At 62.3% G+C, this 23,790-nt stretch carries 19 protein-coding genes, 6 tRNA genes and 1 other RNA gene; 16 read left to right on the top strand and 10 right to left on the bottom strand.

The genetic code is table 11. From position 1 onward, the window contains the following. Positions 1-4: 4 nt before the first annotated feature. From ABD866_RS06390 to gyrA, 4 genes are all read right to left on the bottom strand, one after another. Positions 5-889 (bottom strand): prephenate dehydrogenase, encoded by an 885-nt coding sequence (locus tag ABD866_RS06390; protein WP_345062286.1) that lies wholly within the window; start codon positions 887-889, stop codon positions 5-7. Positions 890-979: 90 nt separating this feature from the next. Continuing rightward, positions 980-2,077, bottom strand: coding sequence for a prephenate dehydratase (gene pheA / locus ABD866_RS06385; protein ID WP_345062284.1), 1,098 nt, complete (start codon positions 2,075-2,077; stop codon positions 980-982). Positions 2,078-2,100: 23 nt separating this feature from the next. Then, entirely contained in the window at positions 2,101-3,210 is a 1,110-nt protein-coding gene (serC, locus tag ABD866_RS06380) for a 3-phosphoserine/phosphohydroxythreonine transaminase (RefSeq protein ID WP_345062282.1), read from the bottom strand. A 118-nt stretch (positions 3,211-3,328) separates the two neighbouring features. Beyond that, positions 3,329-6,010, bottom strand: coding sequence for a DNA gyrase subunit A (gene gyrA / locus ABD866_RS06375; RefSeq protein WP_345062280.1), 2,682 nt, complete (start codon positions 6,008-6,010; stop codon positions 3,329-3,331). 224 nt (positions 6,011-6,234) lie between these two features. Between gyrA and ompA the strand changes: the two genes are divergently transcribed. Continuing rightward, a complete protein-coding gene (gene ompA, locus ABD866_RS06370; protein ID WP_345062278.1) occupies positions 6,235-6,879 on the top strand; it encodes an outer membrane protein OmpA in 645 nt (214 codons plus the stop codon). A gap of 243 nt (positions 6,880-7,122) precedes the next feature. On the opposite strand, the gene ssrA is transcribed toward ompA, so the two are convergent. The 5 genes from ssrA to ABD866_RS06345 form a co-directional block, all read right to left on the bottom strand. After that, positions 7,123-7,507: a transfer-messenger RNA gene (ssrA, locus tag ABD866_RS06365) on the bottom strand. Between the two features lie 12 nt (positions 7,508-7,519). Beyond that, the gene (locus tag ABD866_RS06360) at positions 7,520-8,188 is read right to left on the bottom strand and encodes an HAD family hydrolase (protein ID WP_345062276.1); all 669 of its coding nucleotides are present in this window, start codon (positions 8,186-8,188) and stop codon (positions 7,520-7,522) included. Then, a complete protein-coding gene (gene ubiG / locus ABD866_RS06355) occupies positions 8,185-8,895 on the bottom strand; it encodes a bifunctional 2-polyprenyl-6-hydroxyphenol methylase/3-demethylubiquinol 3-O-methyltransferase UbiG (protein WP_345062274.1) in 711 nt (236 codons plus the stop codon). Before ubiG ends, ABD866_RS06360 begins: the two co-directional genes overlap by 4 nt. Before the next feature lie 76 nt (positions 8,896-8,971). Continuing rightward, a complete protein-coding gene (locus ABD866_RS06350; RefSeq protein ID WP_345062272.1) occupies positions 8,972-9,613 on the bottom strand; it encodes a glycine zipper 2TM domain-containing protein in 642 nt (213 codons plus the stop codon). Between the two features lie 127 nt (positions 9,614-9,740). Then, a complete protein-coding gene (locus ABD866_RS06345; RefSeq protein WP_345062270.1) occupies positions 9,741-10,121 on the bottom strand; it encodes a Spx/MgsR family RNA polymerase-binding regulatory protein in 381 nt (126 codons plus the stop codon). Between the two features lie 63 nt (positions 10,122-10,184). Here ABD866_RS06345 and folC point away from each other — a divergent pair, with 63 nt between their 5' ends. The 11 genes from folC (at position 10,185) to ABD866_RS06290 (ending at position 16,684) form a co-directional block, all read left to right on the top strand. After that, the gene (gene folC, locus ABD866_RS06340) at positions 10,185-11,516 is read left to right on the top strand and encodes a bifunctional tetrahydrofolate synthase/dihydrofolate synthase (protein ID WP_345062513.1); all 1,332 of its coding nucleotides are present in this window, start codon (positions 10,185-10,187) and stop codon (positions 11,514-11,516) included. Positions 11,517-11,537: 21 nt separating this feature from the next. Next, complete coding sequence (locus ABD866_RS06335) at positions 11,538-12,353, top strand: SPOR domain-containing protein (RefSeq protein WP_345062268.1); 816 nt, start codon at positions 11,538-11,540, stop codon at positions 12,351-12,353. A gap of 29 nt (positions 12,354-12,382) precedes the next feature. Beyond that, positions 12,383-12,868, top strand: coding sequence for a CvpA family protein (locus ABD866_RS06330; protein WP_345062266.1), 486 nt, complete (start codon positions 12,383-12,385; stop codon positions 12,866-12,868). An 86-nt stretch (positions 12,869-12,954) separates the two neighbouring features. After that, complete coding sequence (purF, locus tag ABD866_RS06325) at positions 12,955-14,460, top strand: amidophosphoribosyltransferase (RefSeq protein ID WP_345062264.1); 1,506 nt, start codon at positions 12,955-12,957, stop codon at positions 14,458-14,460. 85 nt (positions 14,461-14,545) lie between these two features. Beyond that, entirely contained in the window at positions 14,546-15,964 is a 1,419-nt protein-coding gene (gene gltX, locus ABD866_RS06320) for a glutamate--tRNA ligase (protein WP_345062262.1), read from the top strand. 64 nt (positions 15,965-16,028) lie between these two features. Next, positions 16,029-16,104, top strand: a tRNA-Ala gene (locus tag ABD866_RS06315). A gap of 23 nt (positions 16,105-16,127) precedes the next feature. Continuing rightward, positions 16,128-16,203, top strand: a tRNA-Glu gene (locus tag ABD866_RS06310). 58 nt (positions 16,204-16,261) lie between these two features. After that, positions 16,262-16,338: transfer RNA gene (locus ABD866_RS06305), tRNA-Asp, on the top strand. 36 nt (positions 16,339-16,374) lie between these two features. Then, positions 16,375-16,450: transfer RNA gene (locus tag ABD866_RS06300), tRNA-Ala, on the top strand. Between the two features lie 23 nt (positions 16,451-16,473). Continuing rightward, positions 16,474-16,549: transfer RNA gene (locus ABD866_RS06295), tRNA-Glu, on the top strand. 58 nt (positions 16,550-16,607) lie between these two features. Beyond that, positions 16,608-16,684: transfer RNA gene (locus tag ABD866_RS06290), tRNA-Asp, on the top strand. 685 nt (positions 16,685-17,369) lie between these two features. Here ABD866_RS06290 and ABD866_RS06285 read toward each other — a convergent pair. Then, the gene (locus ABD866_RS06285; protein ID WP_345062260.1) at positions 17,370-18,032 is read right to left on the bottom strand and encodes a nitroreductase family protein; all 663 of its coding nucleotides are present in this window, start codon (positions 18,030-18,032) and stop codon (positions 17,370-17,372) included. Between the two features lie 147 nt (positions 18,033-18,179). On the opposite strand from ABD866_RS06285, the gene ABD866_RS06280 reads away from it, so the two are divergent. The 4 genes from ABD866_RS06280 (at position 18,180) to ABD866_RS06265 (ending at position 23,789) form a co-directional block, all read left to right on the top strand. Next, entirely contained in the window at positions 18,180-20,045 is a 1,866-nt protein-coding gene (locus tag ABD866_RS06280; protein WP_345062258.1) for a type IV pili methyl-accepting chemotaxis transducer N-terminal domain-containing protein, read from the top strand. Next, positions 20,042-20,800: a response regulator gene (locus ABD866_RS06275; RefSeq protein ID WP_345062256.1), complete on the top strand. Its 759-nt coding sequence runs from the start codon at positions 20,042-20,044 to the stop codon at positions 20,798-20,800. Before ABD866_RS06280 ends, ABD866_RS06275 begins: the two co-directional genes overlap by 4 nt. Positions 20,801-21,094: 294 nt before the next feature. Next, positions 21,095-22,375 (top strand): MFS transporter, encoded by a 1,281-nt coding sequence (locus ABD866_RS06270; RefSeq protein WP_345062254.1) that lies wholly within the window; start codon positions 21,095-21,097, stop codon positions 22,373-22,375. 55 nt (positions 22,376-22,430) lie between these two features. Continuing rightward, positions 22,431-23,789 (top strand): MFS transporter, encoded by a 1,359-nt coding sequence (locus tag ABD866_RS06265; RefSeq protein WP_345062252.1) that lies wholly within the window; start codon positions 22,431-22,433, stop codon positions 23,787-23,789. Position 23,790: the final 1 nt, after the last annotated feature.

Genomic DNA, 23,790 nt, shown 5'->3' with positions numbered 1-23,790 from the left:
GCTTTCAGCGGATTTTGGTGCCGCGCTGCGCGCCCATGCGCCAGTGCGCACGGGTTTCACTGGCCAGGGTGAGCATGTCTTCCAGCGATTGGGCGTTGCCCTCCTGCATGGCTTTCTCCAGCGTCTGAAGTGCCTGCTGGAAGCGCTGCGATTGTGCGAGCACCTCCTCGCGGTTGGCCAGCAGGATGTCGCGCCAGACCTTGGGGTCGCTGGCTGCGATGCGCGTGAAATCCCGGAACCCAGGCCCGGCCAGTGCCAGATACTCGTCGCCTTCGGCTTGACCGGTGATGGCGTTGATCAGCGCAAACGCCAGCAGGTGAGGCAAGTGGCTGACGGCGGCAAAGGCCGCGTCGTGCGATTCGGGTGACATCTGCGTGACGCGGCAGCCCAGTGCGGTCCAGAGCTCTTCGGCCTTGTGCAGATGGGCGCTGATCGTACGCTCGGTGGGCGTAATGATGACCTGGCGGCCCAGGTACAGCTCTGCCTCGGCGTGTTCGACGCCCGCCACTTCACGGCCAGTGATGGGATGGGCCGGCACGAACGAACCGACCTGGTCGCGCAGCGCACGCCGCGCTGCTTGCGCCACATCGGCCTTGGTGGAGCCCACGTCCATGATGAGCATCTGCGGCGTTACCAGGTGCTTGATGGCCTTGAGCGTGGCTTCGGTGGCCGACACAGGCACAGCCAGCAGCACGATGTCGGCGCCAGCAGCTGCCAGCAGGGCCGAGGGGGCTTCGATGTCGATCACGCCGAGTTGGCGTGCCCGATCGGTGGTGGAGGGCGACTTGCTGTAGCCCACTACGCGCTTGACGAGGCCTGCCTTCTTCATGGCCAGGGCGAAAGATCCGCCCATGAGGCCGCAGCCGATCAATCCGAGTTGTTCAAACATGGTGAATTCCTTGGGGCGGCTGGCCGTGAGCGCAAGGGCCGAGCACCGCAGTGGGATGGCGGGCGGGCATGCAAGCCCTGGGCCATCCCGTCATGACGACACCGGGTAGGTGCCCAACACCTTGTAGAACGCGCACAGGCTGCGCAGTTCCTCGAGCGCTTTGGCCACGTGGGCCTGGGCCGGATGGCCGTCGATGTCGATGTAAAAGTAGTACTCCCATTGGCCCGTGCGGGCAGGGCGGGATTCGAAACGCGTCATCGACACACCATGCGTCTTGAGCGGCACCAGCAGGTCGTGCACCGCTCCCGGGCGGTTGGGCACCGAGACGATCAGGCTGGTGCAGTCGTGGCCCGACGGCGGAGGCGTGTCCAGCGTGTGTGGCAGGCAGATCACCGCAAAACGCGTGCGGTTGTAAGCGTCGTCCTGGATGGCGTGGGACACGATATGCAGACCGAATTGCGTGGCCGCGCGTTCGCTGGCCAGGGCGGCCCAGGACGGGTTGGTGGTGGCCAGGCGTGCGCCTTCGGCATTGCTCGACACCGGCCGGCGCTCGGCGTGCGGCAAGTGTTTGGACAGCCAGGCCTGGCACTGCGCAAGCGCCTGCGGATGGGCCATCACCACGTCGATGCCTTCGAGCGAGTTGGTGGTGCGCAGCAGGTTATGGCGCACCAGCAGGCTGACTTCACCGATCACATGCGTGGGCGTGTGCAGGAACAGGTCCAGCGAGCGCGTTACCACGCCTTCGGTGGAGTTCTCGACGCCCACCACGCCGTACTGGGCGCTGCCCGCCGCGGTGGCATGGAACACCTCGTCGAAGTTGGCGCAGTACATCAGATCGGCCGCACCACCAAAGAACTCGATCGCCGCTTGCTCGCAGAAGGTGCCTTCGGGGCCGAGCACGGCCACGCGCTGGGGCGACTCCAGCGCCAGGCAGGCCGACATGATCTCGCGCCAGATGGCCGCGACGTGCGCGCCCTTGAGCGGGCCCGGGTTGGCGGTGGTGATCTTCTCGATCACCTGGGCCACGCGGTCGGGCCGGAAAAATGGCGTGCCTTCCCGCTTCTTGAGCTCACCCACGCGCTCTGCCACCAGGGCACGCTGGTTGAGCAGGCTGAGCAACTGCTGGTCGATGCTGTCGATCTGCACGCGCAGGGCAGCGAGTTCCGGTGTGGCTTGGGGCGTAGTCATGAAGCGGGGCGGGGCTCGGGGGCTCAGGCGTGCTGGGTTTCAAATTCTCGCATGTAGGCCACCAGGGCCTCGACGCCTGCCATCGGCATGGCGTTGTACAGGCTGGCGCGCATGCCGCCGACCGACTTGTGGCCCTTGAGCTGCAGCAGCCCGCGCTCGCGCGCGCCAGCCAGAAAGGCGTCGTTGCGGCGTTCGTCGCGCAGGAAGAACGGAATGTTCATGCGCGAGCGGCAGTCCGTCGCCACTTTGTTGTAGTACAGCTGCGATTCATCGATGGTGCGGTACAGCAGCTCGGCCTTGGCGCGGTTGCGCGCCTCCAGCGCGGCGACACCGGTCAGCGTGCCTTCGCGCTGGCGCAGGATCCACTGGAAGGTCAGCCCCGCGATGTAGATGCCCCAGGTGGGCGGGGTGTTGAACATCGACTGGTTCTCGGCCACCACGCGGTAGTCGAAAGCACTGGGACAGATCGGCAGCGCGTGGCCAAGCAGGTCTTCGCGCACGATGACCAGCGTGAGGCCGGCGGGGCCCAGGTTCTTTTGTGCGCCGCCGAAGGCCAGGCCCACGCGGCTCCAGTCCACCGGCCTAGACGCCACATGCGAGGAAAAGTCGATCACCAGCGGTGCGTCACTGCCCAGCGCGCGCAGGTCGGGCAGGGTGTGGAATTCGATGCCGTGGATGGTTTCGTTGCTGCACAGGTGCAGGTAGCTGGCGCCGCGGCTGAGCGACCAGCCGGCCGGGTCGGGCAGGGTGGTGAAGCCGCTGTCCTCGGCGCTGGCCGCAATGTGCACTTCCGAGGCGTACTTGCGCGCTTCCTTCTGCGACTTCTGGCTCCAGCTGCCGGTGACCACGAAATCGACCACGCCAGCGCGTGAGAGGTTCATCGGCACGATCGCGTTCTCGGCCAGGCCGCCGCCCTGCATGAACAGGATGCGGAACTCGGGCGGTACAGCCAGCAGCGTGCGCAGGTCGGCCTCGGCGCGCTCGTAGATCGACAGAAACTCCTTGCCGCGGTGGCTCATCTCCATCACGCCCATGCCACTGCCGTTCCAGTCCAGCATTTCGGCCGCGGCTTGCTGCAGCACTTCTTCTGGAATGGCCGCCGGGCCGGCGGAGAAGTTGTAGGGGCGGTTCATGGGTTCTAAGCCTTTTAGGCCGCTCGTGCTTGTTTAATAAGCACGAGTAGCTATTGATTTGATAGCAAGTGCCCTGCGCAACCCCGTGCTGGGCCGGGCAGGGCGGGGGGGGGGCAGGTCAGGCGCTGTCGCCGCCCGGTGCGTCGCCACCGTCCCCGGGGGCATCACCGCCCGCACCCTCGGCGTCTTCTGCGCCCTCGGCCGCTTCGGTCGCCTGGGCGTCGTTTTCGACGATGCGCTGCAGTCCGCTGAGCTTGGAGCCTTCGTCCAGCGCAATCAACGTCACGCCTTGCGTGGCGCGACCGAGTTCGCGGATTTCCGATACCCGCGTGCGCACCAGCACACCCTTGTCGGTGATCAGCATGATCTCGTCATCGGCATGCACCAGCGTGGCGGCCACCACCTTGCCGTTGCGCTCGCTCTGCTGGATGGCGATCATGCCTTTGGTGCCGCGGCCGTGGCGTGTGTATTCAACGATGCTCGTGCGCTTGCCGTAGCCGTTTTCGGTGGCCGTGAGCACGCTTTGCGACTCGTCTTCGGCCACCAGCATGGCGATCACGCTCTGGCCGTCTTCGAGCATCATGCCGCGCACGCCCCGGGCGTTGCGGCCCAGCGGGCGCACGTCGTTCTCGTCAAAGCGCACGGCCTTGCCGCCGTCGCTGAACAGCATCACATCGTGTTGGCCGTCCGTCAGCGCCGCGCCGATCAGGTAGTCGCCTTCGTCCAGATTCACCGCAATGATCCCGCCCTTGCGCGGGTTGCTGAACTCGTCGAGCGCGGTCTTCTTGACGGTGCCCATGCTCGTTGCCATGAACACATACCGGTCGGCTGGGAAGGTGCGCATCTCGCCCGTGAGTGGCAGCACCACAGTGATCTTCTCGCCCTCGACCAGCGGGAACATGTTCACGATGGGGCGGCCACGCGAGCCGCGCGAGCCCGACGGCACTTCCCATACCTTGAGCCAGTACAGCCGACCGCGGTTGGAGAAGCACAGGATGTAGTCGTGCGTGTTTGCAATGAAGAGCTGGTCGATCCAGTCGTCTTCCTTGGTGGCCGTGGCCTGCTTGCCGCGGCCACCGCGCTTTTGCGCGCGGTATTCCGACAGCGGTTGGCTCTTGATGTAGCCGCTGTGGCTGAGCGTGACCACCATGTCGGTGGGCGTGATCAGGTCTTCGGTCGACAGGTCTTGCGCGCTGTACTCGATGACGCTGCGGCGCATGCCCAGCTTGTGCTGGCCAAACTCCTGGCGCAGCGCGGTCAGTTCTTCGCCGATGATGACCGACACGCGCTCGGGCTTGGCCAGGATGTCGAGCAGGTCTTCGATGACCGCCATGACTTCCTTGTACTCGGCCACGATCTTGTCCTGCTCCAGCCCCGTTAGGCGCTGCAGGCGCATCTGCAGAATTTCTTGCGCCTGGGTGTCCGACAGTCGATAGAGGCCGTCCTGTCCCATGCCGAATTCGCGCTCCAGGCCTTCCGGACGGTAATCGTCGGCATTGACCTGGCCACCGTCAGCACGCGTGCGGGTGAGCATCTCGCGCACCAGCTGGCTATCCCACGAACGGGCCATCAGCTCAGCTTTGGCCACGGGCGGGGTGGGGGCATTGCGGATGATCGCGATGAAGTCGTCGATGTTGGCCAGCGCAACCGCCAGGCCTTCGAGCACGTGGCCGCGCTCGCGGGCCTTGCGCAGCTCGAACACCGTTCGCCGCGTGACCACTTCGCGGCGGTGCTGCAGAAAGACGCTGATCAGGTCCTTGAGGTTGCACAGGCGCGGCTGTCCATCGACCAGTGCCACCATGTTCATGCCGAAGGTGTCCTGCAGCTGCGTCTGCTTGTACAGGTTGTTGAGTACCACCTCGGGCACTTCGCCGCGCTTGAGCTCGATCACCAGGCGCATGCCGGACTTGTCCGATTCGTCCTGGATGTGGCTGATGCCTTCGAGCTTCTTCTCGTGCACCAGCTCGGCCATGCGCTCCTGCAGCGTCTTCTTGTTGACCTGGTAGGGCAGCTCGTCCACGATGATCGCCTGCCGCTGGCCCTTGTCGATGTCCTCGAAGTGGCACTTGGCGCGCATCACGATCTTGCCGCGGCCCGTGCGGTAGCCTTCCTTCACGCCATTGATGCCATAGATGATGCCGGCTGTGGGAAAGTCCGGCGCGGGCACGATCTCCATCAGGTCGTCGACCGTGGCCTCCGGATTCTTGAGCAGGTGCAGGCAGGCATCCACCACCTCGTTGAGGTTGTGCGGCGGGATGTTGGTGGCCATGCCCACGGCAATGCCGCCCGACCCGTTGACCAGCAGATTGGGCAGGCGGCTGGGCAGCACCAGCGGCTCTTTCTCGCTGCCGTCGTAGTTGGGCCCGAAATCGACCGTTTCCTTGTCGATGTCGGCCAGCATCTCGTGCGCAATCTTGGCCAAGCGGATTTCGGTGTACCGCATGGCCGCGGCGTTGTCGCCGTCCACCGAGCCGAAGTTACCCTGGCCGTCTACCAGCATGTGGCGCATCGAAAAATCCTGCGCCATCCGCACGATCGTGTCGTACACCGACTGATCTCCGTGCGGGTGGTACTTACCGATCACGTCCCCGACGATACGCGCCGACTTCTTGTACGGACGGTTCCAGTCGTTGTTGAGCTCGTGCATCGCGTACAGCACGCGGCGGTGTACGGGCTTCAAGCCATCGCGCGCATCGGGCAGCGCGCGCCCCACAATCACGCTCATGGCGTAATCGAGGTAGCTGCGGCGCATTTCCTCTTCGAGACTGATGGGCAGCGTTTCTTTGGCGAACTGGTTCATGGGCGCGATGGATGCGGCAAAGGGCACCCATTTTAGGCGCAAGCTTTTGTAGCGCTGTCGCAACAGGTCGGCGGGATTCCGGTTTTGTCCTACGGGCAGTGGACCGATCCATTCGCGCCCTCTGTGTTACGTATGGCACAATCAAGTGAACGTTTTTGGTGATGGTCACCCTGAACGTCCCCGATTCGCAGCGCGGCTGCGGCTTTTTCCCCAAGAGGAGAACCATGAAGAAACTGAACAAAGTGGCGATGTTGTTTGCCTCTGCAGCGCTCGCAACCGCCGCTGGTGCACAAACCGTGGACAACTGGCGCAATGCTTCCGGCCAAGTCTGGAAGAACGGCACGAACGAGTACTGCTGGCGCGATGCCAACTGGACGCCCGCAACGGCTGCTGCTGGTTGCGACGGCGCGATCGCCGCTCCCGCACCCGCTCCGGCTGCTGCACCCGCTCCGGCCGCTGCACCTGCTCCCGCTGCTGCTCCTGCTCCCGCAGCCGCTCCCCAGCCGCCCGCTGCCACCAAGGTGACGTACGCTGCCGACGCCTTCTTCGACTTCGACAAGTCGGTGCTGAAGGCCGAAGGCAAGGCCAAGCTGGACGATCTGGTGTCCAAGGTCAAGGGCATCAACCTGGAAGTGATCATCGCCGTGGGTCATACCGACTCCGTGGGTTCTGACGCTTATAACCAGAAGCTGTCGGTGCGCCGCGCTGAAGCCGTGAAGGCCTACCTGGTGTCCAAGGGCATCGAAAAGAATCGCGTTTACACCGAAGGCAAGGGCGAGAAGCAGCCTGTGGCTGACAACAAGACCGCTGAAGGCCGTGCCAAGAACCGCCGCGTGGAAATCGAAGTGGTGGGCACCCGCGCCAACTGATCGATTGATCGCAAACGAAAAGGCCCCGCATAGCGGGGCTTTTTTCATGGTTCGCCATCTTTATTGGGCCGAATCTTTGTGCGGAGATGGTGTGGCAGTTGGCGTGTTCGCGGACCCGCCAGGCGGCTACCTGTGGGGGGGTACACCGAACGCTTGAATGACTGTGCCAGTGTTGGTGCAACTTCCCACGATGGGCGAAGTGAAAAGCCCAAGGCTCCGATGGAGCCTTGGGCTTTACGATTGTGGTGGAGCTGGCGGGAATTGAACCCGCGTCCGCAAGCCTTTGCCGGGCAGATCTACATGTTTAGCGGTCTGTATGGAATCTCACTGCTGAAGCCGCGCAGCCGCACGCAACCCCAACAGCCAGCATCCTTGTGTCTCACGTCTTTCTAAGATGCCCAGAAAGCCGCCAGCCTATGAAATACACCTTGCAGCCGGGAGGTCTGGTTTCCCGGACCCCCTTGCCCAGCCCATAGGCCAACTGTTGCAAGGCTCACTGGCAATTAAGCAGCGAGTGCGAAACGTTCGTCGTTTGCAGTTACTTTTTTGAATCGAGATTTACGAGCGTGACTCAAGCTCGACATGCACCACACCGACGCTGTACCCACGTCGAAACCAGGGCAGCCCCGAGCCTTTCATTTTAGGCGATCGAAAGCAGTTTCAAGAGGTCGATAGGTTGATTGATCCGCTTTTTCGCTGGCCAATGTTGTGTATCGTCGGGGTTGGATACGTATCCGTAGGCTGCGGCCACTCCGTACATGCCTGCTGCAGCAGCAGCTTGCATATCGCGAAGATCGTCGCCCACATACCAACAAGCCTCGGCAGGGGTCCCAAGAACGCGTGCCGCCTCCAGCAGTGGTGCAGGGTGTGGCTTGCTGTACGGGGTGGTGTCTCCACAGACCAGCACACTCAAGCCATCGAAACCCGAGATGGACCGGGTCAAGGGCTCTGCAAATCGTCTGGCTTTGTTGGTAACCACACCCCATGGAGTCCCATGTCGCTGCAAAGCGTGCAGTACCTCGATGATGCCCTCAAAAGGGCGGGTGTTCACGGTCAGTCTGTTCTCGTAGGCGGAAAAGAACTCGTCCCGGAGGCCTGCAAAGTCCGGGTGGTCTTGCTCGATGCCGAAGGCCACCTTTAGCAGACCACGCGCTCCTGCACCTGCTGCTGGGCGGTAGTGTTCCAAGGGCAAGTTCGACAGTCCTCGGCGCGTGCGCAAACTGTCGGCAGCCGCTCCCAGGTCTGGAGCACTGTCCAGTAGCGTGCCGTCCAAATCGAACAGTACTGCGGCAGGGCGTGCGGTATTCATGCGAGGCGCCTCGCCGCAAGCAGATAGTTGACGGATGTGTCCTGATGCAGGAAGTACCGTTGCGTGACTGGGTGGTAGCCCATGCCAGTCAAGTCCACCACAGTAAGCCCTGCGTTGCGGCAGTAAGTGGCCAGCTCGCTGGGCTTGATCATGCGTGCGTATTCATGTGTGCCGCGAGGTAGTAGCTGGAGCAGGTACTCTGCGGCCACGATGGCCGTGGCGAAGGCTTTGGCATTGCGATGGATGGTGGAAAAGAACACCCACCCATCGGGTCGTACCAACTCGGCGCAAGCATTTACGACGGATGCCGGATCTGGGACGTGCTCGAGCATTTCCATGCAGGTCACGACATCGAACTCTGCTGCGCGCTCGGCTGCTAGGTCCTCCGCGCTGATTTCACGGTACCGAACGTTCGGAGTTCCTGCTTCGAGCGCGTGAAGCTGTGCGACGCGGAGTGACTTGGTGGCAAGGTCAATGCCCAATACGTCGGCCTGTTTGCGGGCCATCGCATCGGCCAGAATGCCGCCCCCGCAGCCAATGTCTACAACCCTCTTCCCCGCCAACAGGGCATGTTCGTCAATCCAGCGGAGGCGCAGTGGATTTAGGGCGTGAAGAGGCTTGAACTCGCTTTCGGTATCCCACCAGCGGTGTGCAAGTTCGGAAAACTTGGAGAGCTCTGCCGGGTCAGCATTTGGTGTGATGGTCATGGCCTCATTGTCCCAGATGCCCATGCCGTATTGATCGTACTTGGGGTCTGACTAATCGTCAGACGTCGGATCGTGCTCAGCGCCAGTAGGGATTCGCGTGGGATGATGGTGGCGGATACGGGCGATAGCCAGGGCTGCTGTATTCGATGACCGTAGGGCCTTGAATGTATGCGGGGGGCACAGGATATGTTGTGACAGCGGGTGGGGTGTAGGCCCCGTATGGATCAGGTTGCGTTGAGTACACCCGTCCGGGCCGATCGGTCGCGGGTTGTATCGACACAGGAAGCCAGTTTCCAGGGTCTGTTTGGGTGCGCGTGGTGTATTGTCTCCCTGCGTACTCGTACACCACTTGGTAGCCCACAGTACGGTTTTCGTAGTGGGTTTCCGTGGTGCAGCGCTGCACAGTCTCATAGGAGGGCCGACCTTGGCCTTCGATATGGTTGCCAAGCACTGCGCCGCCAATCACGCCAAGCGCTGTAGCCGCAGCTCGGCCGCTGCCCTTTCCGATCGCATTCCCGGCGGCACCTCCCGCCACGGCGCCCAACACTGCGCCAGCCCCGCTGGTTCGAGGCTGACCGTATACGGTCTCCTGCCCGCAGTACTGTTGTGGCACTCCGACTTGTTGAATGATGGGGGTGGCAGAGATCACGCGTCCCATCTCCTGTGCGTTCACAGAGAAGGCGGTGGACAGCAGCAACACTGCAACGGGATATTTCATAACGTTCCTCTTTGGGCGCGAGATACCCTTTCAACGCGCCACTGTTCGTGCGGGATGACCTTCGCTGCGCTCAGCGGAGGGACTCATCGCCGAGGCGTCGAATACTGGGTAGTGGTCTCGGGCGAGACTAGTCTCCAGTTTCGAGATGCCAGCGCTCCCACAGTTCCGGGGTGAAACCAACGGATACATGCAAACCGCTCGCGTTGGACCACTCCACAACGGGGCGTTTGATCACGCTCGGTTGGGCCAAGGCAAGCTCCAATGCTGCCTCGTCGCTGGCCAGCGCCTTGTCTTGATCGGAGGCCGCGAGCTTTCTCCAAGTGGTGCCTTGCCGGTTGATCAGCCGGTCCCGACCTATCCGCTGTGTCCAGACGTCCCAGCGATCTGCTGGGAAACTCTGTCTTTTGTAGTCGTAGAACTGATAAGAGATGCCGCGCTCGGACAGCCAGAGGCGCGCCTTCTTGACGGTGTCACACTGTGGAATGGCGTAAAGGATGACGTGATGCATCTGCACAGCATATCTGTGACGAGCGCGAAAGGGTTTGCTGGGTCGGCGACAATCCGCGACGAAATGCACAGCAAACCCGTAATCCACACACTTGAGGGATGGCTTCGCTACTGCGAGCAACTCCATCCTGCTGGTATCGCCATGGGCCTTGACAGGGTAGGGAGGGTAGCCCGTCGCTTGGGTCTTCAATTCGCTTGCCCGGTCATTACGGTTGCCGGAACCAATGGGAAGGGCTCCACGTGCGCGATGCTGGAGGCGATTTGTTTGCAGGCGGGCTACCGAACGGCTGTCTATGCGTCTCCGCATCTTGTGCGGTTTGAGGAGCGTTGCCGACTGCACGGCGAAGTGGTGTCGTCTGACGACTTGTTGACCCATTTCGATGCTGTAGAGCATGCTCGCACACGCAATGGCGACGAAGTAGCCCTGACTTACTTCGAGTTCACCACGCTGGCAATCATGCGTCTTATGGCGCACTCCCTGCCAGATGTCGTGATCTTGGAGGTCGGTCTGGGAGGTCGTTTGGATGCTACCAATATCATCGACGCCGACTGCTCGGTGATCACCAGCATCGATATCGATCATGCCGAGTTTCTGGGGCCGGACCGTGAGTCCATTGGGCGTGAGAAGGCGGGCATCATGCGCACGGGGCGACCGGTGATCGTCAGTGATCCGGTGGCACCGAACAGCGTCGTGGACCACGCTCGAGAGGTCGGAGCAGACCTGTGGTTGATGGGGCGCGACTTCAACTACTCGGGTGACAAGCAGCAATGGTCATGGGCGGGGCGTGGCCGTCGCTATGCCGGGCTCGGCTATCCAGGTTTGCGTGGTGCGAATCAGTTGCTCAATGCCTCGGGGGCCATTGCGGCCCTCATGGCCCTACGACAGCAGTTGCCCGTGACCGCGCAAGCCATTCGGAGCGGCCTTGCGATGGTCGAACTGCCTGGGCGCTTTCAAATCGTGCCAGGGCAGCCGACTTTGGTGTTGGATGTTGCACACAATCCGCATTCAGTGGCCGCGTTGATGGCCAACTTGGACGCTATGGGGTTCTATCCGGCCACGCATGCTGTTTTTGGTGCCATGGCTGACAAGGATCTGGGTCCCATGCTCACCAAAATGGCACCCCTCGTAGACCACTGGTACTTCACCGATCTGCCGACTTCGCGGGCTGAAAGTGCTCAGAACCTGCTACACAAATGGCATGCAATTGAGGTGGTAACCGGTAGGCGCAAGGGGGGCACCGCCGCCGCTTACGGCAGCCCTACTGAGGCCCTGGCAGCGGCCGTTGGCGCTGCGGACACGGCTGATAGAATCGCGGTTTTCGGTTCTTTCTATACGGTCGGCGGTGTGCTTCAAGAAGGTGTGCCGCGTCTGCAGGCCAAGCACCTTCAAGCCTGATTGACCGGCCTCTCTTGATCCATGGCGTTTTTTCAGTTTCCGTGGCTCGGGCGTACCCCGCCTGATGAGAAGGCGAGCCGACGTGGTCGGGCGTCTCCTGTCGAGTCGGTCGAGGTGATGAGGCGACGTGCCCGTCACCGGTTGATTGGTGCTGCTGTATTGATCGGGGTCGGCGTCGTCGGCTTCCCTGTCTTGTTCGACACACAGCCCAGGCCGATACCTGTCGACATACCCATAGATATACCTGACCGGCAAAAATCAGCCCCTTTGGCAGTGCCAGCTGCCGTCGCTTCCGCTGCGCAACATCCTTCGCCCGCTGGAGCGGTAGTGTCGCAGCCCAAAGTACAACCGCATTCGCCTGTACAAGCGGCAGGTATCCTCGATGGCGAGGAGGTGGTGCCTTCGAAGCCCGCTGCCAAGCAGCCGGCCGCGGCCGCCTCTCTGCCGGCTGCAGGTGCTCAGTCAAGAGACTCTACCAAGCCCGCCGCGCCTGCGGCTCCTGTTGAGCCCGTGAGACCCACTCGGCAAGACGATGGTCAGCGGGCCCGGGCATTGCTGGAGGGGCGCGGTACAGACAATGCCAACACTGGCACTGCATCGGCTGAAGATGCTCGTTACGTGGTACAGGTGGGTGCGTTTGGGGACGCAGAAAAGGTGCGAGAGGTTCGTGCCAAATTGGAGCGATCTGGCCTCAAGACGTATACGCATGCGATCGACACCAAGGACGGCAAGCGGGTTCGGGTAAGGGTGGGGCCGTTCAGCTCCAAAGCTGAGGCCGACCGCGCTGCTGCGCGCGTCAAGGCCTTGGATCTGCCTGCTTCCGTGTTGTCGTTGTAACGAATCCGGAATCGCGAGCCGCTATGGCTATGCTGGATTGGGTGGTGCTGGGCGTCCTGACGATATCAGTCGTTGTTGGCGCTTGGCGCGGCGTCGTGTACGAAGTGCTGTCGCTTTTGGCGTGGGTGGCTGCATTTGGTTGTGCAAGGCTGTTGGCCGATGGCGTGTCTGAGGTAGGGCCGTGGCACGACTGGGAGCCCTCCCTGCGCTATGGCGCTGCCTTTGCTGTGGTGTTCGTGGCGGCTTTGTTTGCGTGCAGTTTGCTGGCCTGGCTTGGGCAGCGCTTGGCGCGTGCCCTCGGCCTCCAGCCGGCGGACCGGGCGCTTGGTGCGCTGTTCGGGGCTATCAGAGCCGCCGTGGTGATTGTTTTGGCAGCCTACGTGCTCTTGCTGACACCTCTGCGAACCGAGCGCTGGTGGGGCGAGGCCTGGACTGCCAAATGGATGGAAGAAGCGGTGTATTTCGCGGCTCAATGGGCACCTGCGTCTCTGGCGCAGCGCCTGCCGGTTCGCTAGGCTGACAGTCGTTGCATGGGTGTTGAGTCGCCAACCAATTGTGCAAAGAAGTGTGGGGTAGCCCCGCACGCATACGGAAGAAAACTATGTGTGGAATCGTCGGTGTCGTCAGTACGGCCCCCGTCAATCAGCTGATCTATGACGCCTTGCTACTGCTCCAGCATCGGGGACAGGATGCGGCTGGGATCGTTACGCAGCAGGGGCGCAAGTTCTTCATGCACAAAGCCAAAGGAATGGTGCGCGATGTGTTCCGAACCCGCAACATGAGAGCGCTTCCCGGCAACGTGGGGCTCGGGCAGGTCCGCTATCCGACGGCTGGAAATGCCTACAGCGAAGAGGAGGCTCAGCCTTTCTACGTGAACGCTCCTTTCGGCATTGTGCTGGTGCACAACGGTAACCTGACCAATGCGCGCAGCCTGCGCTCCGAGCTTTTTCAAACGGATCACCGGCATACCAATACGGAAAGCGACTCCGAAGTCCTGCTCAACGTGTTCGCACACGAACTGGAGCGGGCCACGCGCGGCGTACCCCTACAGCCAGAGGACGTGTTCACTGCTGTGCGCGCGGTTCACCAGCGTATTCGTGGTTCATACGCGGTGATCGCGCTCATTGCAGGCCATGGTCTGTTGGCTTTCAGAGATCCTCATGGCATCAGACCGCTTTCGCTCGGGCGTGGGGCCGATGGCACGGTCATGGTGGGTAGCGAGTCTGTGGCGCTCGAGGGGACCTCGCATGCGTTTGAGCGAGACATTGCGCCTGGTGAGGCGATCTTTGTCTCGCTTGATGGCACAGTGCATGCGCGACAGTGCGCGGACGCCCCCAAGCTGCATCCCTGTATCTTCGAGTTTGTGTATCTGGCCCGCCCCGACTCCGTCCTGGACGGTATCTCGGTCTATCAGGCACGGTTGAATCTTGGCGAGGCGCTGGCCAAGCGGGTGGTGTCTACAGTGCCGCCCACCGAGATTGATGTGATCATCCCAATCCCGGAATCCAGCCGCCCCAGCGCCACTCAGCTCGCGCACCTGCTGGGAGTGCCTTACCGGGAGGGGTTTGTCAAAAACCGCTATGTCGGGCGTACGTTCATCATGCCGGGGCAAGGCGTCCGGAAGAAGTCCGTGCGGCAAAAGTTGAACGTCATCGCAAGCGAGTTCAAGGGGCGTAACGTGCTCTTGGTGGACGACTCCATCGTTCGTGGCACCACATCCCGTGAGATCGTGCAGATGGCCCGCGATGCGGGTGCTCGCAAGGTCTATCTGGCCAGCGCGGCCCCCCCGGTGCGCTATCCCAATGTGTACGGCATTGACATGCCGACGACCAGTGAGTTGGTTGCCCATGGAAGAACGGTGGAGGAGGTGAGGCAGGCGATTGGCTGTGACGCCCTGATCTACCAGGACGTGGAAGGGATGAAGCGAGCCATCGCCCGGCTCAATACCTCGCTGGACGGCTTCGATGCCTCTTGCTTCGACGGTGTCTATGTAACTGGCGACATCACCGAAGACTCGATTGCCCAACTTAACGAAGGCCGTGTCGGTGCCGAAGAGCAGGGCGAGGACACATCGCGGCTTGCACTCCCGAATGCCGAGGCGGTCTGACGCCTGCTGGCTACTTCAATTTCTGCACGTTTGAGGACTGATGTATCGATCGGTCCCAAACGCGATGCACTTTCTGAAACCCTTCATGAATCACCCCAGTTCTGCGTCTCCACGCCGCGTCCGTACGCGCTTCGCTCCGTCGCCCACCGGGTTTATCCACCTAGGCAATATTCGATCCGCTTTGTATCCGTGGGCGTTCGCCCGCGCTACTGGGGGCGACTTCATCCTGCGCATTGAAGACACGGATATCGAGCGATCCACCCAGGCCGCGGTCGACGTGATTCTTGAGGGGATGCACTGGCTGGGGCTGGACCCTGATGAAGGGCCGTTCTACCAAATGCAGCGCATGGACCGATACAAACAGGTGCTGTCGGAGATGATTGCGGCCGGGCATGTTTATCCTTGCTACATGTCGGTTGATGAGTTGGATGCGCTGCGTGAGCGCCAGATGGCCGAAAAGCTCAAACCTCGCTACGACGGTACGTGGCGTCCCGAGCCAGGAAAGACGTTGCCGCCGATTCCTGCAGGCGTGTCGCCGGTGCTGCGGTTCCGAAATCCTCTCGAAGGCGAGGTGGAATGGAACGACAAGGTGAAAGGCCGAATCAGCATCCGCAACGCGGAATTGGATGATCTGGTGATTGCGAGGCCCGATGGCACACCCACGTACAACTTCTGCGTGGTAGTGGACGACATCGACATGGGAATCACGCACGTTATCCGAGGGGATGACCATGTCAACAACACACCGCGCCAGATCAACATCTTTCGCGCTTTGGGTTACGAGCCTCCGGAATACGCCCACCTGCCGACCGTTCTCAATGAACTCGGTGAAAAGATGAGCAAGCGCAATGGTGCCAAGCCGGTCACGCAATACCGCGACGAAGGGTACCTTCCGGATGCCATGGTCAATTACTTGGCGCGTCTGGGGTGGAGCCACGGAGATGATGAGATCTTCAGCCGTGAGCAGTTTTTGCAATGGTTCGATCTCGACCACCTGGGCCGCAGCGCGGCCCAGTTTGACGAGGCCAAACTGCGGTGGGTCAATGCGCAGCATCTGAAGTCCATGCAGGATGAGACGCTTGCACAGTCCCTGTTGCCATGGTTGCATCAGCGTGGCGTTGATGCCAGCCACGATATTGCGAGACTGTCCGGCATCTGCGGATTGTTCAAAGACCGCTGTGAGACCCTGGTCGCTCTTGCTGATTGGGCGCAGTGGTTCTATCTGGAGCCTCTTGCCAGTGAGGCAGACCGCCTCCAGTTCTTGACGGACGCCATCCAACCGGCTGTTCAGGCCTTGGGTGATGCGCTGGAAACCGTGGAGTGGAATCGCGCTGCCATTTCGACGGTGTTCAAGCAGGTGCTGGCAGAGCGGGGGCTGAAGATGCCCCAGTTGGCCATGCCCGTGCGGGTCTTGACGCTTGGGACGCCGCAAACGCCTTCGGTGGACGCGGTGCTGGAATTGCTTGGGCGCGAAAAAGTGCTCGAGCGTTTGCGAAGAGCCTGAAAATCTGTATATAATTTGAGGCTCTGACAGCGACGACGCAGCAATGCAGAATCGAAGTCGATGTGGGGGTATAGCTCAGCTGGGAGAGCGCTTGCATGGCATGCAAGAGGTCAGCAGTTCGATCCTGCTTACCTCCACCACGTTTGAAAAAACGTCCAGGTTTGACCCTATCGTCTAGAGGCCTAGGACATCACCCTTTCACGGTGAGTACCGGGGTTCGAATCCCCGTAGGGTCGCCAAGTTTTGTGGCACTTGGCTGGTTTGCGAGAGCAGATGCAGCGAAAGTCACACCGACGCGGAGTGGTAGTTCAGTCGGTTAGAATACCGGCCTGTCACGCCGGGGGTCGCGGGTTCGAGTCCCGTCCACTCCGCCAGTGTTTTGATCAGCGCAGCGATGCGTTGATTCCCGTGGGGGTATAGCTCAGCTGGGAGAGCGCTTGCATGGCATGCAAGAGGTCAGCAGTTCGATCCTGCTTACCTCCACCACGTTTGAAAAAACGTCCAGGTTTGACCCTATCGTCTAGAGGCCTAGGACATCACCCTTTCACGGTGAGTACCGGGGTTCGAATCCCCGTAGGGTCGCCAAGTTTTGTGGCGCTTGGCTGGTTTGCGAGAGCAGATGCAGCGAAAGTCACACCGACGCGGAGTGGTAGTTCAGTCGGTTAGAATACCGGCCTGTCACGCCGGGGGTCGCGGGTTCGAGTCCCGTCCACTCCGCCAAGTTATCCAGTCGCTAAGTCCAGTGATTGATTCAAAAAGGGTTGCAACAAGTTGCAGCCCTTTTTGTTTTTCCGGCCGTAGTTTTCGGGGCGCGCTGAGGTGGCGGCGGGCGTCGGTGCGTCGCAACGCACCTCGACCGCTGAGTGCACTCAACCCTGGTGAAGCGCTCCGTGGGGTGCGGAAAGCCTGCTGCGGCATCGCGATGTCCTCCAGCACAAGACCGGTCGGTGCCCGAAGAGGGGCCTAGCAGACGAGAAGCCTGCCGGTTCGTTGTGTCAACTGGCGTATGTCGGGCTGATCAATGGCAGGTCGCAGCATTCCGCTTCCGCGGGGTATCGCCAGAGGCTGCTAAAAGCACGACAACCCCATGATTGCTATTCTTTTGATAGCATGTTGTGCTTGATTTGCAAGCACGATACCCTGATTGAAGGTTCCATGTCTGGGCCCGCGGTGAGAGTGATGTCGGGTGGCAGAGCGATGGCCAACCCAGTCATGACCTGAAACCATGCGTTCAAGCGCGTCAGGCGATCATGGTCAGCGCATCGATGGCTCGTTTGTGTCACTGACGTCGAGGGCCCAGCCAGGTGGATTTCAAACCGTGGCACGACGATCCATGCGGCGGCAATACCGCGCCTCCCCAGAGTCTTTGTGCTTACACCACCTCGCGATGGCGACATGCCCACCCTCAGACCCGCAGGGCAGTATCGGGCGGTCTTTTGTGGTCCAGGAGGTGTTGGGAACTGGCCAGTGCGCCATCGCCCAGAACCGAGTAGAACGAGGCGACGTCAGGACGGACGCGCATTGGCCGCGGCTCCGTGCACCGACCGATGTTGATGAAACATAGCGCCTGTTCCTGATCTTTGAGGTCAAAAAGTGAGCGCAGGGGCCTCGAGTTCAGTGCCTTGCCGCTGGTGATGCTAGACGCAAGACCGAGCGCGGTGGCTTGCAGCAGCATGTTCTGTATGGCCGCGCCCGCAGACAGCAAGCGCTCGGTGTCGGGAACGTCCTCGCCCGCGTGAGCGCACCGGAGCACGGTCAGCAGCAGCCAAGGGGCCCTCAAGGCCTTTTCTCGCGCCTGGGCTTCGGCGCACGCGCTCGCCCTGGGGTCGCGTAAACGCAGTGCGGCCGCAAATGCCTCGCCAAGATCGGCGCGTCGCTCTTCGGGCACTTCGATCCAGCGCCAAGGCTGTAGCCGGTCGTGGTCTGGCGCTGCAGAGGCTGCTTGCAGGATCAGGGCTTTTTCAACGGCGGCAGGTTCTGGGCCTGTCAGCCGTTTGGGCAGTACCGTGCGACGGCTGGCGATCAGCGTGGCGGCCCAATGGGCAGCATCAGAGAGTGGGGCGTCCATACAAGCGGCAATATCGCATGCCCGCGTGGCTCTGCACATCTGGCCGATCGGCGGGGGCACTTCGCGTTGAGCGCCTCCTGCCATCGTTCTTTTGGAGGATGCTAGGTGGCTTGGGTGCGCGAGGTAATCCCGTTAGCATCGGAGCACATGAAACACCATCGGCGGCTGTCGGCCCGTTTTTTTGGCTTCGGGCTGGGCATGCTGTTGCTTGCGCTGTGCTCCATCGGCCTGACGATGTGGGTGACACGGCAACTGGATGGTGCGGCCGCCGCGGTGAATGAGGCTGGTCGCATGCGCATGCAGTCCTGGCGGCTGGTCAGCCTGGTGCAGGCGCAGCGCAATGCGTCTGATGTCGAGCAGCGCGTGGCCGAACTGGATGCGACCATGCAGTTGCTGAAGGCGGGCGATCCGCAGCGTCCGCTCTTCGTGCCCTGGAACGTTGAGACCCGCGCTCGGTTTGCCGACCTGCAGAACGCATGGCAGGCCTTGCGCCCTGCCTGGAGCCAACCCTCTGGTACGCCGTACGCTCAAGACCTGAGCGATCAGGTGGAGGTGTTTGTCCAGGGGGTTGACGAGCTTGTGCATGCGATCGAGGCGACGCTCGCGCGGCTCACCGCGATTCTCAACCTCTTCCAGTTCATGATGATGGCGCTGGCAGTAGCGGCTGCAGTGGTCATGCTCTACATCGGCTACCTGTTTGTCATCCAGCCGCTCAAACGCCTTCAGGCCGGCATGCGGCAGGTGGAAGAGGGCGACTTTTCGGCCCGGGTAGTGGCCGAGTCGCCGGATGAATTCGGTGAACTGGCGGCCGGCTTCAACCACATGGCCGCCACGCTGCACACCCTCTACCACGGGCTCGAGCGCAAGGTCGATGAAAAGACCCGAGACCTTGCCGCCGAACGCACGAGGCTGGCCGCCCTGTACGAAGTCAGCAATTTTTTGGTGGAGGCTCATACGCTGGACGAACTGGCCCAGGGGTTTGCGCAAAAGGTGCGGCGCGTCAGCGGTGCCGACGCGGTCGCTGTGCGCTGGTCCGACGAGGCCAGCCAGCGCTACCTGATGCTTGCCAGCGATTGCCTGCCGCAAGAGATCGTGCAGGAAGAGCGCTGTATCGAAGCCGGCCTGTGCGCTTGCGGCCAGCCCCAGCAGACTGCGCGCACCCGCATGATCCCCATTGCATCTGCAGACGACCAGCGGCACGGCGCCTGTGCCCGCGCCGGCTATGGTGCGCTCGTGAGTGTGCCCATCCGCTTGCAGCATCGCATCCTGGGCGAGGTGGATCTTTTTTACCGGCAGCCCGTTGCGCTGACCACCGAGGACCGCGACCTCTATGACGCTCTGACTGGGCACCTGGCCAATGCAGTCGAAAACCTGCGCACCGAGGCGCTGGTGCGGGAGGCCGCTGTGAGCGAAGAGCGCGCCCTGCTGGCGCGTGAGCTGCACGATTCGATTGCGCAGTCGCTTTCATTCCTGCGCATTCAGGTCACCCTGCTACGGCAGGCCTTGCCCAGGCCGCAACCAGTGCAGGTCCAGAGGATCCTGGACGAGATCGACGTTGGGGTGAAGGAAAGCACCAACGATGTGCGCGAGCTGCTTGTGCATTTCCGCACCCGTACCAACAGCGACGATATTGAACAAGCCCTGCGCACCACCTTGCAGAAGTTCGAACACCAAAGCGGGGTAAAGACCCAGCTGGACATGCAAGGCCATGGCGTGTCGCTCCCCTCCGACGTCCAACTGCAGGTGCTGCATGTGTTGCAGGAGGCCTTGTCCAATGTGCGCAAGCACGCACGTGCCTCGCAGGTACACCTGGGAGTGCAAAGGGGACCTGAATGGATCTTCACCGTGCGCGATGACGGTTGCGGCTTTGCGCCCGCACCGCAGCGGGCGGACGATACCCATGTGGGACTGCACATCATGCAAGAGCGTGCGCAGCGCATAGGCGCGCACTTGCAGGTGCAGTCCGTTCCCGGTTCTGGAACCGAAGTACGCATTGCCCTGCCCGTGACATGACCTCCGCCAATGTTGCCCCGATCCGCCTGCTGGTGGTCGACGACCACAACCTGTTTCGCCGCGGGCTGATCGCGCTGCTTTCGCAGGATGCCCGCTTTGCAGTGGTTGGTGAAGCCGACGATGCCAACGCTGCGCTCGCGGCCGCACACAAGCTGCAACCTGATCTGATCTTGCTCGACAACCATATGCCTGGCGTGCAGGGGGTGGATGCGATCGCGGGGCTCAAGGAGATGGCACCGCAGGTGCGCATCCTCATGCTCACGGTCAGCGAGAACGTACAGGACATGGCGGCAGGTCTGCGTGCTGGTGCCGATGGCTACCTGCTCAAGACCATCAACACCGAGGATTTGTGTGATTCGATCTGCCGCGTGTGGGATGGTGATTCGGTGGTGAGCCCCGAAATGATGGGCAAGCTCGTGGGCCTGCTTCGCCAGGCGCCTCAGGTGTCGGCTGTGGCGGCAAAGGCGCCAGACGCATTGCAGCGTCCTGCCCCCGATGTTGCGCTCTCAGAGCCGGGCATCGCGCCGATGACAGCCCTGGCGGTTGCGCCGGACGATCCGATCCATCAGCTGTCGCCGCGCGAGCGCGAGATATTGCGCTTGATCGCCAAGGGCGACAGCAACAAGCTCATCGCCCGAGCACTCGACATTGCCGAGACCACGGTGAAGATCCATGTGCAGCACATTCTGCGCAAGCTGGGGCTGGCCAACCGCGTCCATGCTGCGGTCTATGCGACCGAGCGCGGCATGGGTTGAGGTTCCCTTCGCACTCCCTCAGCCATGTACCTGCGGCACCACCACCGCAGCGCGCCATGGGTGCCACCTGCAGCCCTGGTGAAGCGCCGACATCGGTGCGGCGCGGTCTCGTGGAGCTGCCAGCAGCACCGACACCGCTGTCCGCTTGATCCGAAAGCACTAGTGCTTGCGCACTAGATGCAGCCACCTTGAAGTGGCCCTCATCCGTTTGCCGCAGCCGAGTAGGCCCTGCGCAGGATGTGCGCTCAGCGCCTCCAAAACCATGATGCAGAGCATGGTCAAAGGAGCGTTCAAGTGACGACAGAACTTCAATACAAGCGCAAGGCATGGTCGGTGCTGATCGTCAGCACATGGTCGTTCACCGTGTGTTTCATGGTGTGGATGATGTTTGGCGTGATCGGCATTCCCATCAAGAAGATGCTCGATCTCAACGCCACGCAGTTCGGGTTGCTCACGGCCACCCCCGTGCTCACAGGTTCGCTGGTGCGCGTGCCGCTGGGCATCTGGACGGATCGTTATGGCGGCCGCATCGTCATGGCCCTGCTGATGATGGCCACCGTACCGGCCATCTGGCTCATGGGCTATGCCTCCGAGTTCTGGCACTTTCTCACAATTGGCCTGTTCGTCGGGCTGGCCGGAGGCTCGTTCTCGGTGGGCACGCCGTATGTGGCGCGCTGGTTTCCCAAGGCCCAACAGGGCATGGCCATGGGCATCTACGGGGCGGGCAACTCGGGTTCGGCCGTCAACAAGTTCGTGGCGCCCGTGATCTTGGTGGGGTTCGGCTGGGCCGCGGTGCCCCAAGTGTACGCCGCCATCATGGCTGGCACCGTGGTGCTGTTCTGGCTGTTCAGTCACTCCGACCCGCGCCACCTGGTGCCCAGCAATGTGCGCTTTGCCGACCAGTTGCGGGCCCTCAAGGACCCACGCGTGCTCAAGTACTGCCAGTACTACAGCATCGTGTTCGGCGGCTACGTGGCCCTGGCGCTGTGGATGGTGCAGTACTACATCGGTGAGTATGGCCTCGACATTCGCGTGGCGGCGCTGCTGGCGGCTTGCTTCTCCCTGCCGGGGGGCGTGTTGCGCGCCGTGGGTGGCTGGCTCAGCGACCGCTATGGCGCGCACCAGGTGACGTGGTGGGTGATGTGGGTGAGCTGGATCTGCCTGTTCCTGCTGTCCTATCCGCAGACCGACTTCACCATCAACACGCTGCAGGGCCCGCAGAGTTTCCACATTGGCCTGAACGTGTATGTGTTTACGGCGCTGATGTTCGTACTAGGCATTGCCTGGGCTTTCGGCAAGGCCAGCGTCTTCAAGTACATCGCCAACGACTACCCCGACAACATCGGTGCCATCAGCGGCATCGTCGGGCTGGCGGGCGGCCTCGGGGGCTTCGTGCTGCCCATCCTGTTCGGCTTTCTGGTGGACCTCACAGGCATCCGTTCGAGCGCCTTCATGCTGCTCTATGGCGTGGTGTGGGTGTCGCTGATCTGGATGTACTGGACCGAAGTGCGCCACACCGACGTGGTGCGTGGCCGCGCCGATACCGCGACCCTGGCAGGTGCGGGCCGCCCCTGAGCGCGCAGCGCCCGCTTTTCCCTCTCTTCCTCCTCTTTCTCTGCGAGGTTTGCTCATGTCTTCCGTCCTGTCCGACGTGCCGCGCGGCGGCACCTGGCTGTCCCGCTGGGAGCCCGAAAACACCGCCTTCTGGGCCACCACCGGTTCGCGCCTGGCCTGGCGCACCCTCACCATCACGACGCTGAACCTGGTCATGGCCTTCATGGCGTGGTTCCTGGTGTCGGCCCTGGTGGTGCGCCTGCCGCAGATCGGCTTCAAGTTCACGCCCACGCAACTGTTCTGGCTGGCCGCCATGCCAGGCCTGGCGGGCGGCACCTTGCGCCTGGTGCACATGTTCCTTACCCCCATGCTGGGTACGCGGCTGGTGGTCACGGTGTCCACGCTGTCGCTGCTGGTGCCGCTGGTGGGGTGGTTCTATGCCGTGCAAGACCCGGGCACGCCGTATTCCGTGCTGCTGCTGCTGGCGTTCCTGGCTGGCCTGGGGGGGGGCAATTTCTCGTCGTTCATGCCGTCGACCAGTCTGTTCTTTCCCAAGCGGCTGCAGGGCACGGCGCTGGCCATCCAGGCGGGCATCGGCAACTTCGGCGTGTCGGTGGTGCAGTTCGTCACCCCTTGGATCATCGGTTTTGCACTGCTTGGCGGCAGCGCGCTGCTGGGCGACCCCCAGACGATGACCAAGGGCGGCGTGCAGTCGCAGGTCTACCTGCAGAACGCGGCCGCGGTGATGCTGCCCTTCGTAGTGGTGTTCGGCATCAGCGCCTGGCTGCTGCTCAAGTCGGTGCCCATCAAGGCCAACTTCGCGCAGCAGTTCGACATCTTCCGCTCGCGCCACACCTGGAGCATGACCTCGCTCTACATCATGACCTTCGGCGCCTTCTCGGGGCTGTCGGCGACCTTCCCGCTGCTGATCAAGCAAATCTACGGCAGCTTCCCGGGGGCGCCCGATCCGCTCGCGTGGGCCTTCTGGGGGCCGCTGGTCGGCTCGGCCGCGCGTGTGGTGGCCGGTCCCTTGTCGGACCGCCTGGGCGGGGCCCGCGTCACGCACTGGGCGGCGCTGGGCATGCTGGGCGCCACGCTGTGGGTGACCACGCTGACCCAGCCCACGGGCCTGGAGAGCTTCCCCATGTTCGTGGCCGGCATGCTGGTGATGTTCTTCTTCGCCGGCATCGGCAATGCGTCCACCTTCAAGCAGATGCCCATGCTGTTCGAGCCGCGCCAGGCCGGCGGCGTGATCGGCTTCACCGGCGCCATCGCCGCCTACGGTCCCTTCCTGTTCGGGATGCTGTTTGCCGGCTCGTTCGCCAGCCTCCAGTCGGCCACGCCCGTGTTCTACGGCCTGGCGGCCTTCTTTGCCTTCAACGTCGTTCTCAACTGGTGGATGTACGCGCGCCGCGGTGCTGCCAACCCCTGCTGAG

Source organism: Acidovorax lacteus, assembly GCF_039540375.1.
Classification (GTDB): domain Bacteria; phylum Pseudomonadota; class Gammaproteobacteria; order Burkholderiales; family Burkholderiaceae_C; genus Acidovorax_G; species Acidovorax_G lacteus.
Note: the sequence above shows the minus strand (reverse complement) of the source record. Positions and strands in the feature narration are given on the sequence as shown.

Coding starts and splice junctions, on each gene's coding strand:
- ABD866_RS06390 (WP_345062286.1), bottom strand. CDS start 889: ATGTTTGAACAACTCGGATTGATCGGCTGCGGCCTCATGGGCGGATCT.
- pheA (WP_345062284.1), bottom strand. CDS start 2,077: ATGACTACGCCCCAAGCCACACCGGAACTCGCTGCCCTGCGCGTGCAG.
- serC (WP_345062282.1), bottom strand. CDS start 3,210: ATGAACCGCCCCTACAACTTCTCCGCCGGCCCGGCGGCCATTCCAGAA.
- gyrA (WP_345062280.1), bottom strand. CDS start 6,010: ATGAACCAGTTCGCCAAAGAAACGCTGCCCATCAGTCTCGAAGAGGAA.
- ompA (WP_345062278.1), top strand. CDS start 6,235: ATGAAGAAACTGAACAAAGTGGCGATGTTGTTTGCCTCTGCAGCGCTC.
- ABD866_RS06360 (WP_345062276.1), bottom strand. CDS start 8,188: ATGAATACCGCACGCCCTGCCGCAGTACTGTTCGATTTGGACGGCACG.
- ubiG (WP_345062274.1), bottom strand. CDS start 8,895: ATGACCATCACACCAAATGCTGACCCGGCAGAGCTCTCCAAGTTTTCC.
- ABD866_RS06350 (WP_345062272.1), bottom strand. CDS start 9,613: ATGAAATATCCCGTTGCAGTGTTGCTGCTGTCCACCGCCTTCTCTGTG.
- ABD866_RS06345 (WP_345062270.1), bottom strand. CDS start 10,121: ATGCATCACGTCATCCTTTACGCCATTCCACAGTGTGACACCGTCAAG.
- folC (WP_345062513.1), top strand. CDS start 10,185: ATGCACAGCAAACCCGTAATCCACACACTTGAGGGATGGCTTCGCTAC.
- ABD866_RS06335 (WP_345062268.1), top strand. CDS start 11,538: ATGGCGTTTTTTCAGTTTCCGTGGCTCGGGCGTACCCCGCCTGATGAG.
- ABD866_RS06330 (WP_345062266.1), top strand. CDS start 12,383: ATGCTGGATTGGGTGGTGCTGGGCGTCCTGACGATATCAGTCGTTGTT.
- purF (WP_345062264.1), top strand. CDS start 12,955: ATGTGTGGAATCGTCGGTGTCGTCAGTACGGCCCCCGTCAATCAGCTG.
- gltX (WP_345062262.1), top strand. CDS start 14,546: ATGAATCACCCCAGTTCTGCGTCTCCACGCCGCGTCCGTACGCGCTTC.
- ABD866_RS06285 (WP_345062260.1), bottom strand. CDS start 18,032: ATGGACGCCCCACTCTCTGATGCTGCCCATTGGGCCGCCACGCTGATC.
- ABD866_RS06280 (WP_345062258.1), top strand. CDS start 18,180: ATGAAACACCATCGGCGGCTGTCGGCCCGTTTTTTTGGCTTCGGGCTG.
- ABD866_RS06275 (WP_345062256.1), top strand. CDS start 20,042: ATGACCTCCGCCAATGTTGCCCCGATCCGCCTGCTGGTGGTCGACGAC.
- ABD866_RS06265 (WP_345062252.1), top strand. CDS start 22,431: ATGTCTTCCGTCCTGTCCGACGTGCCGCGCGGCGGCACCTGGCTGTCC.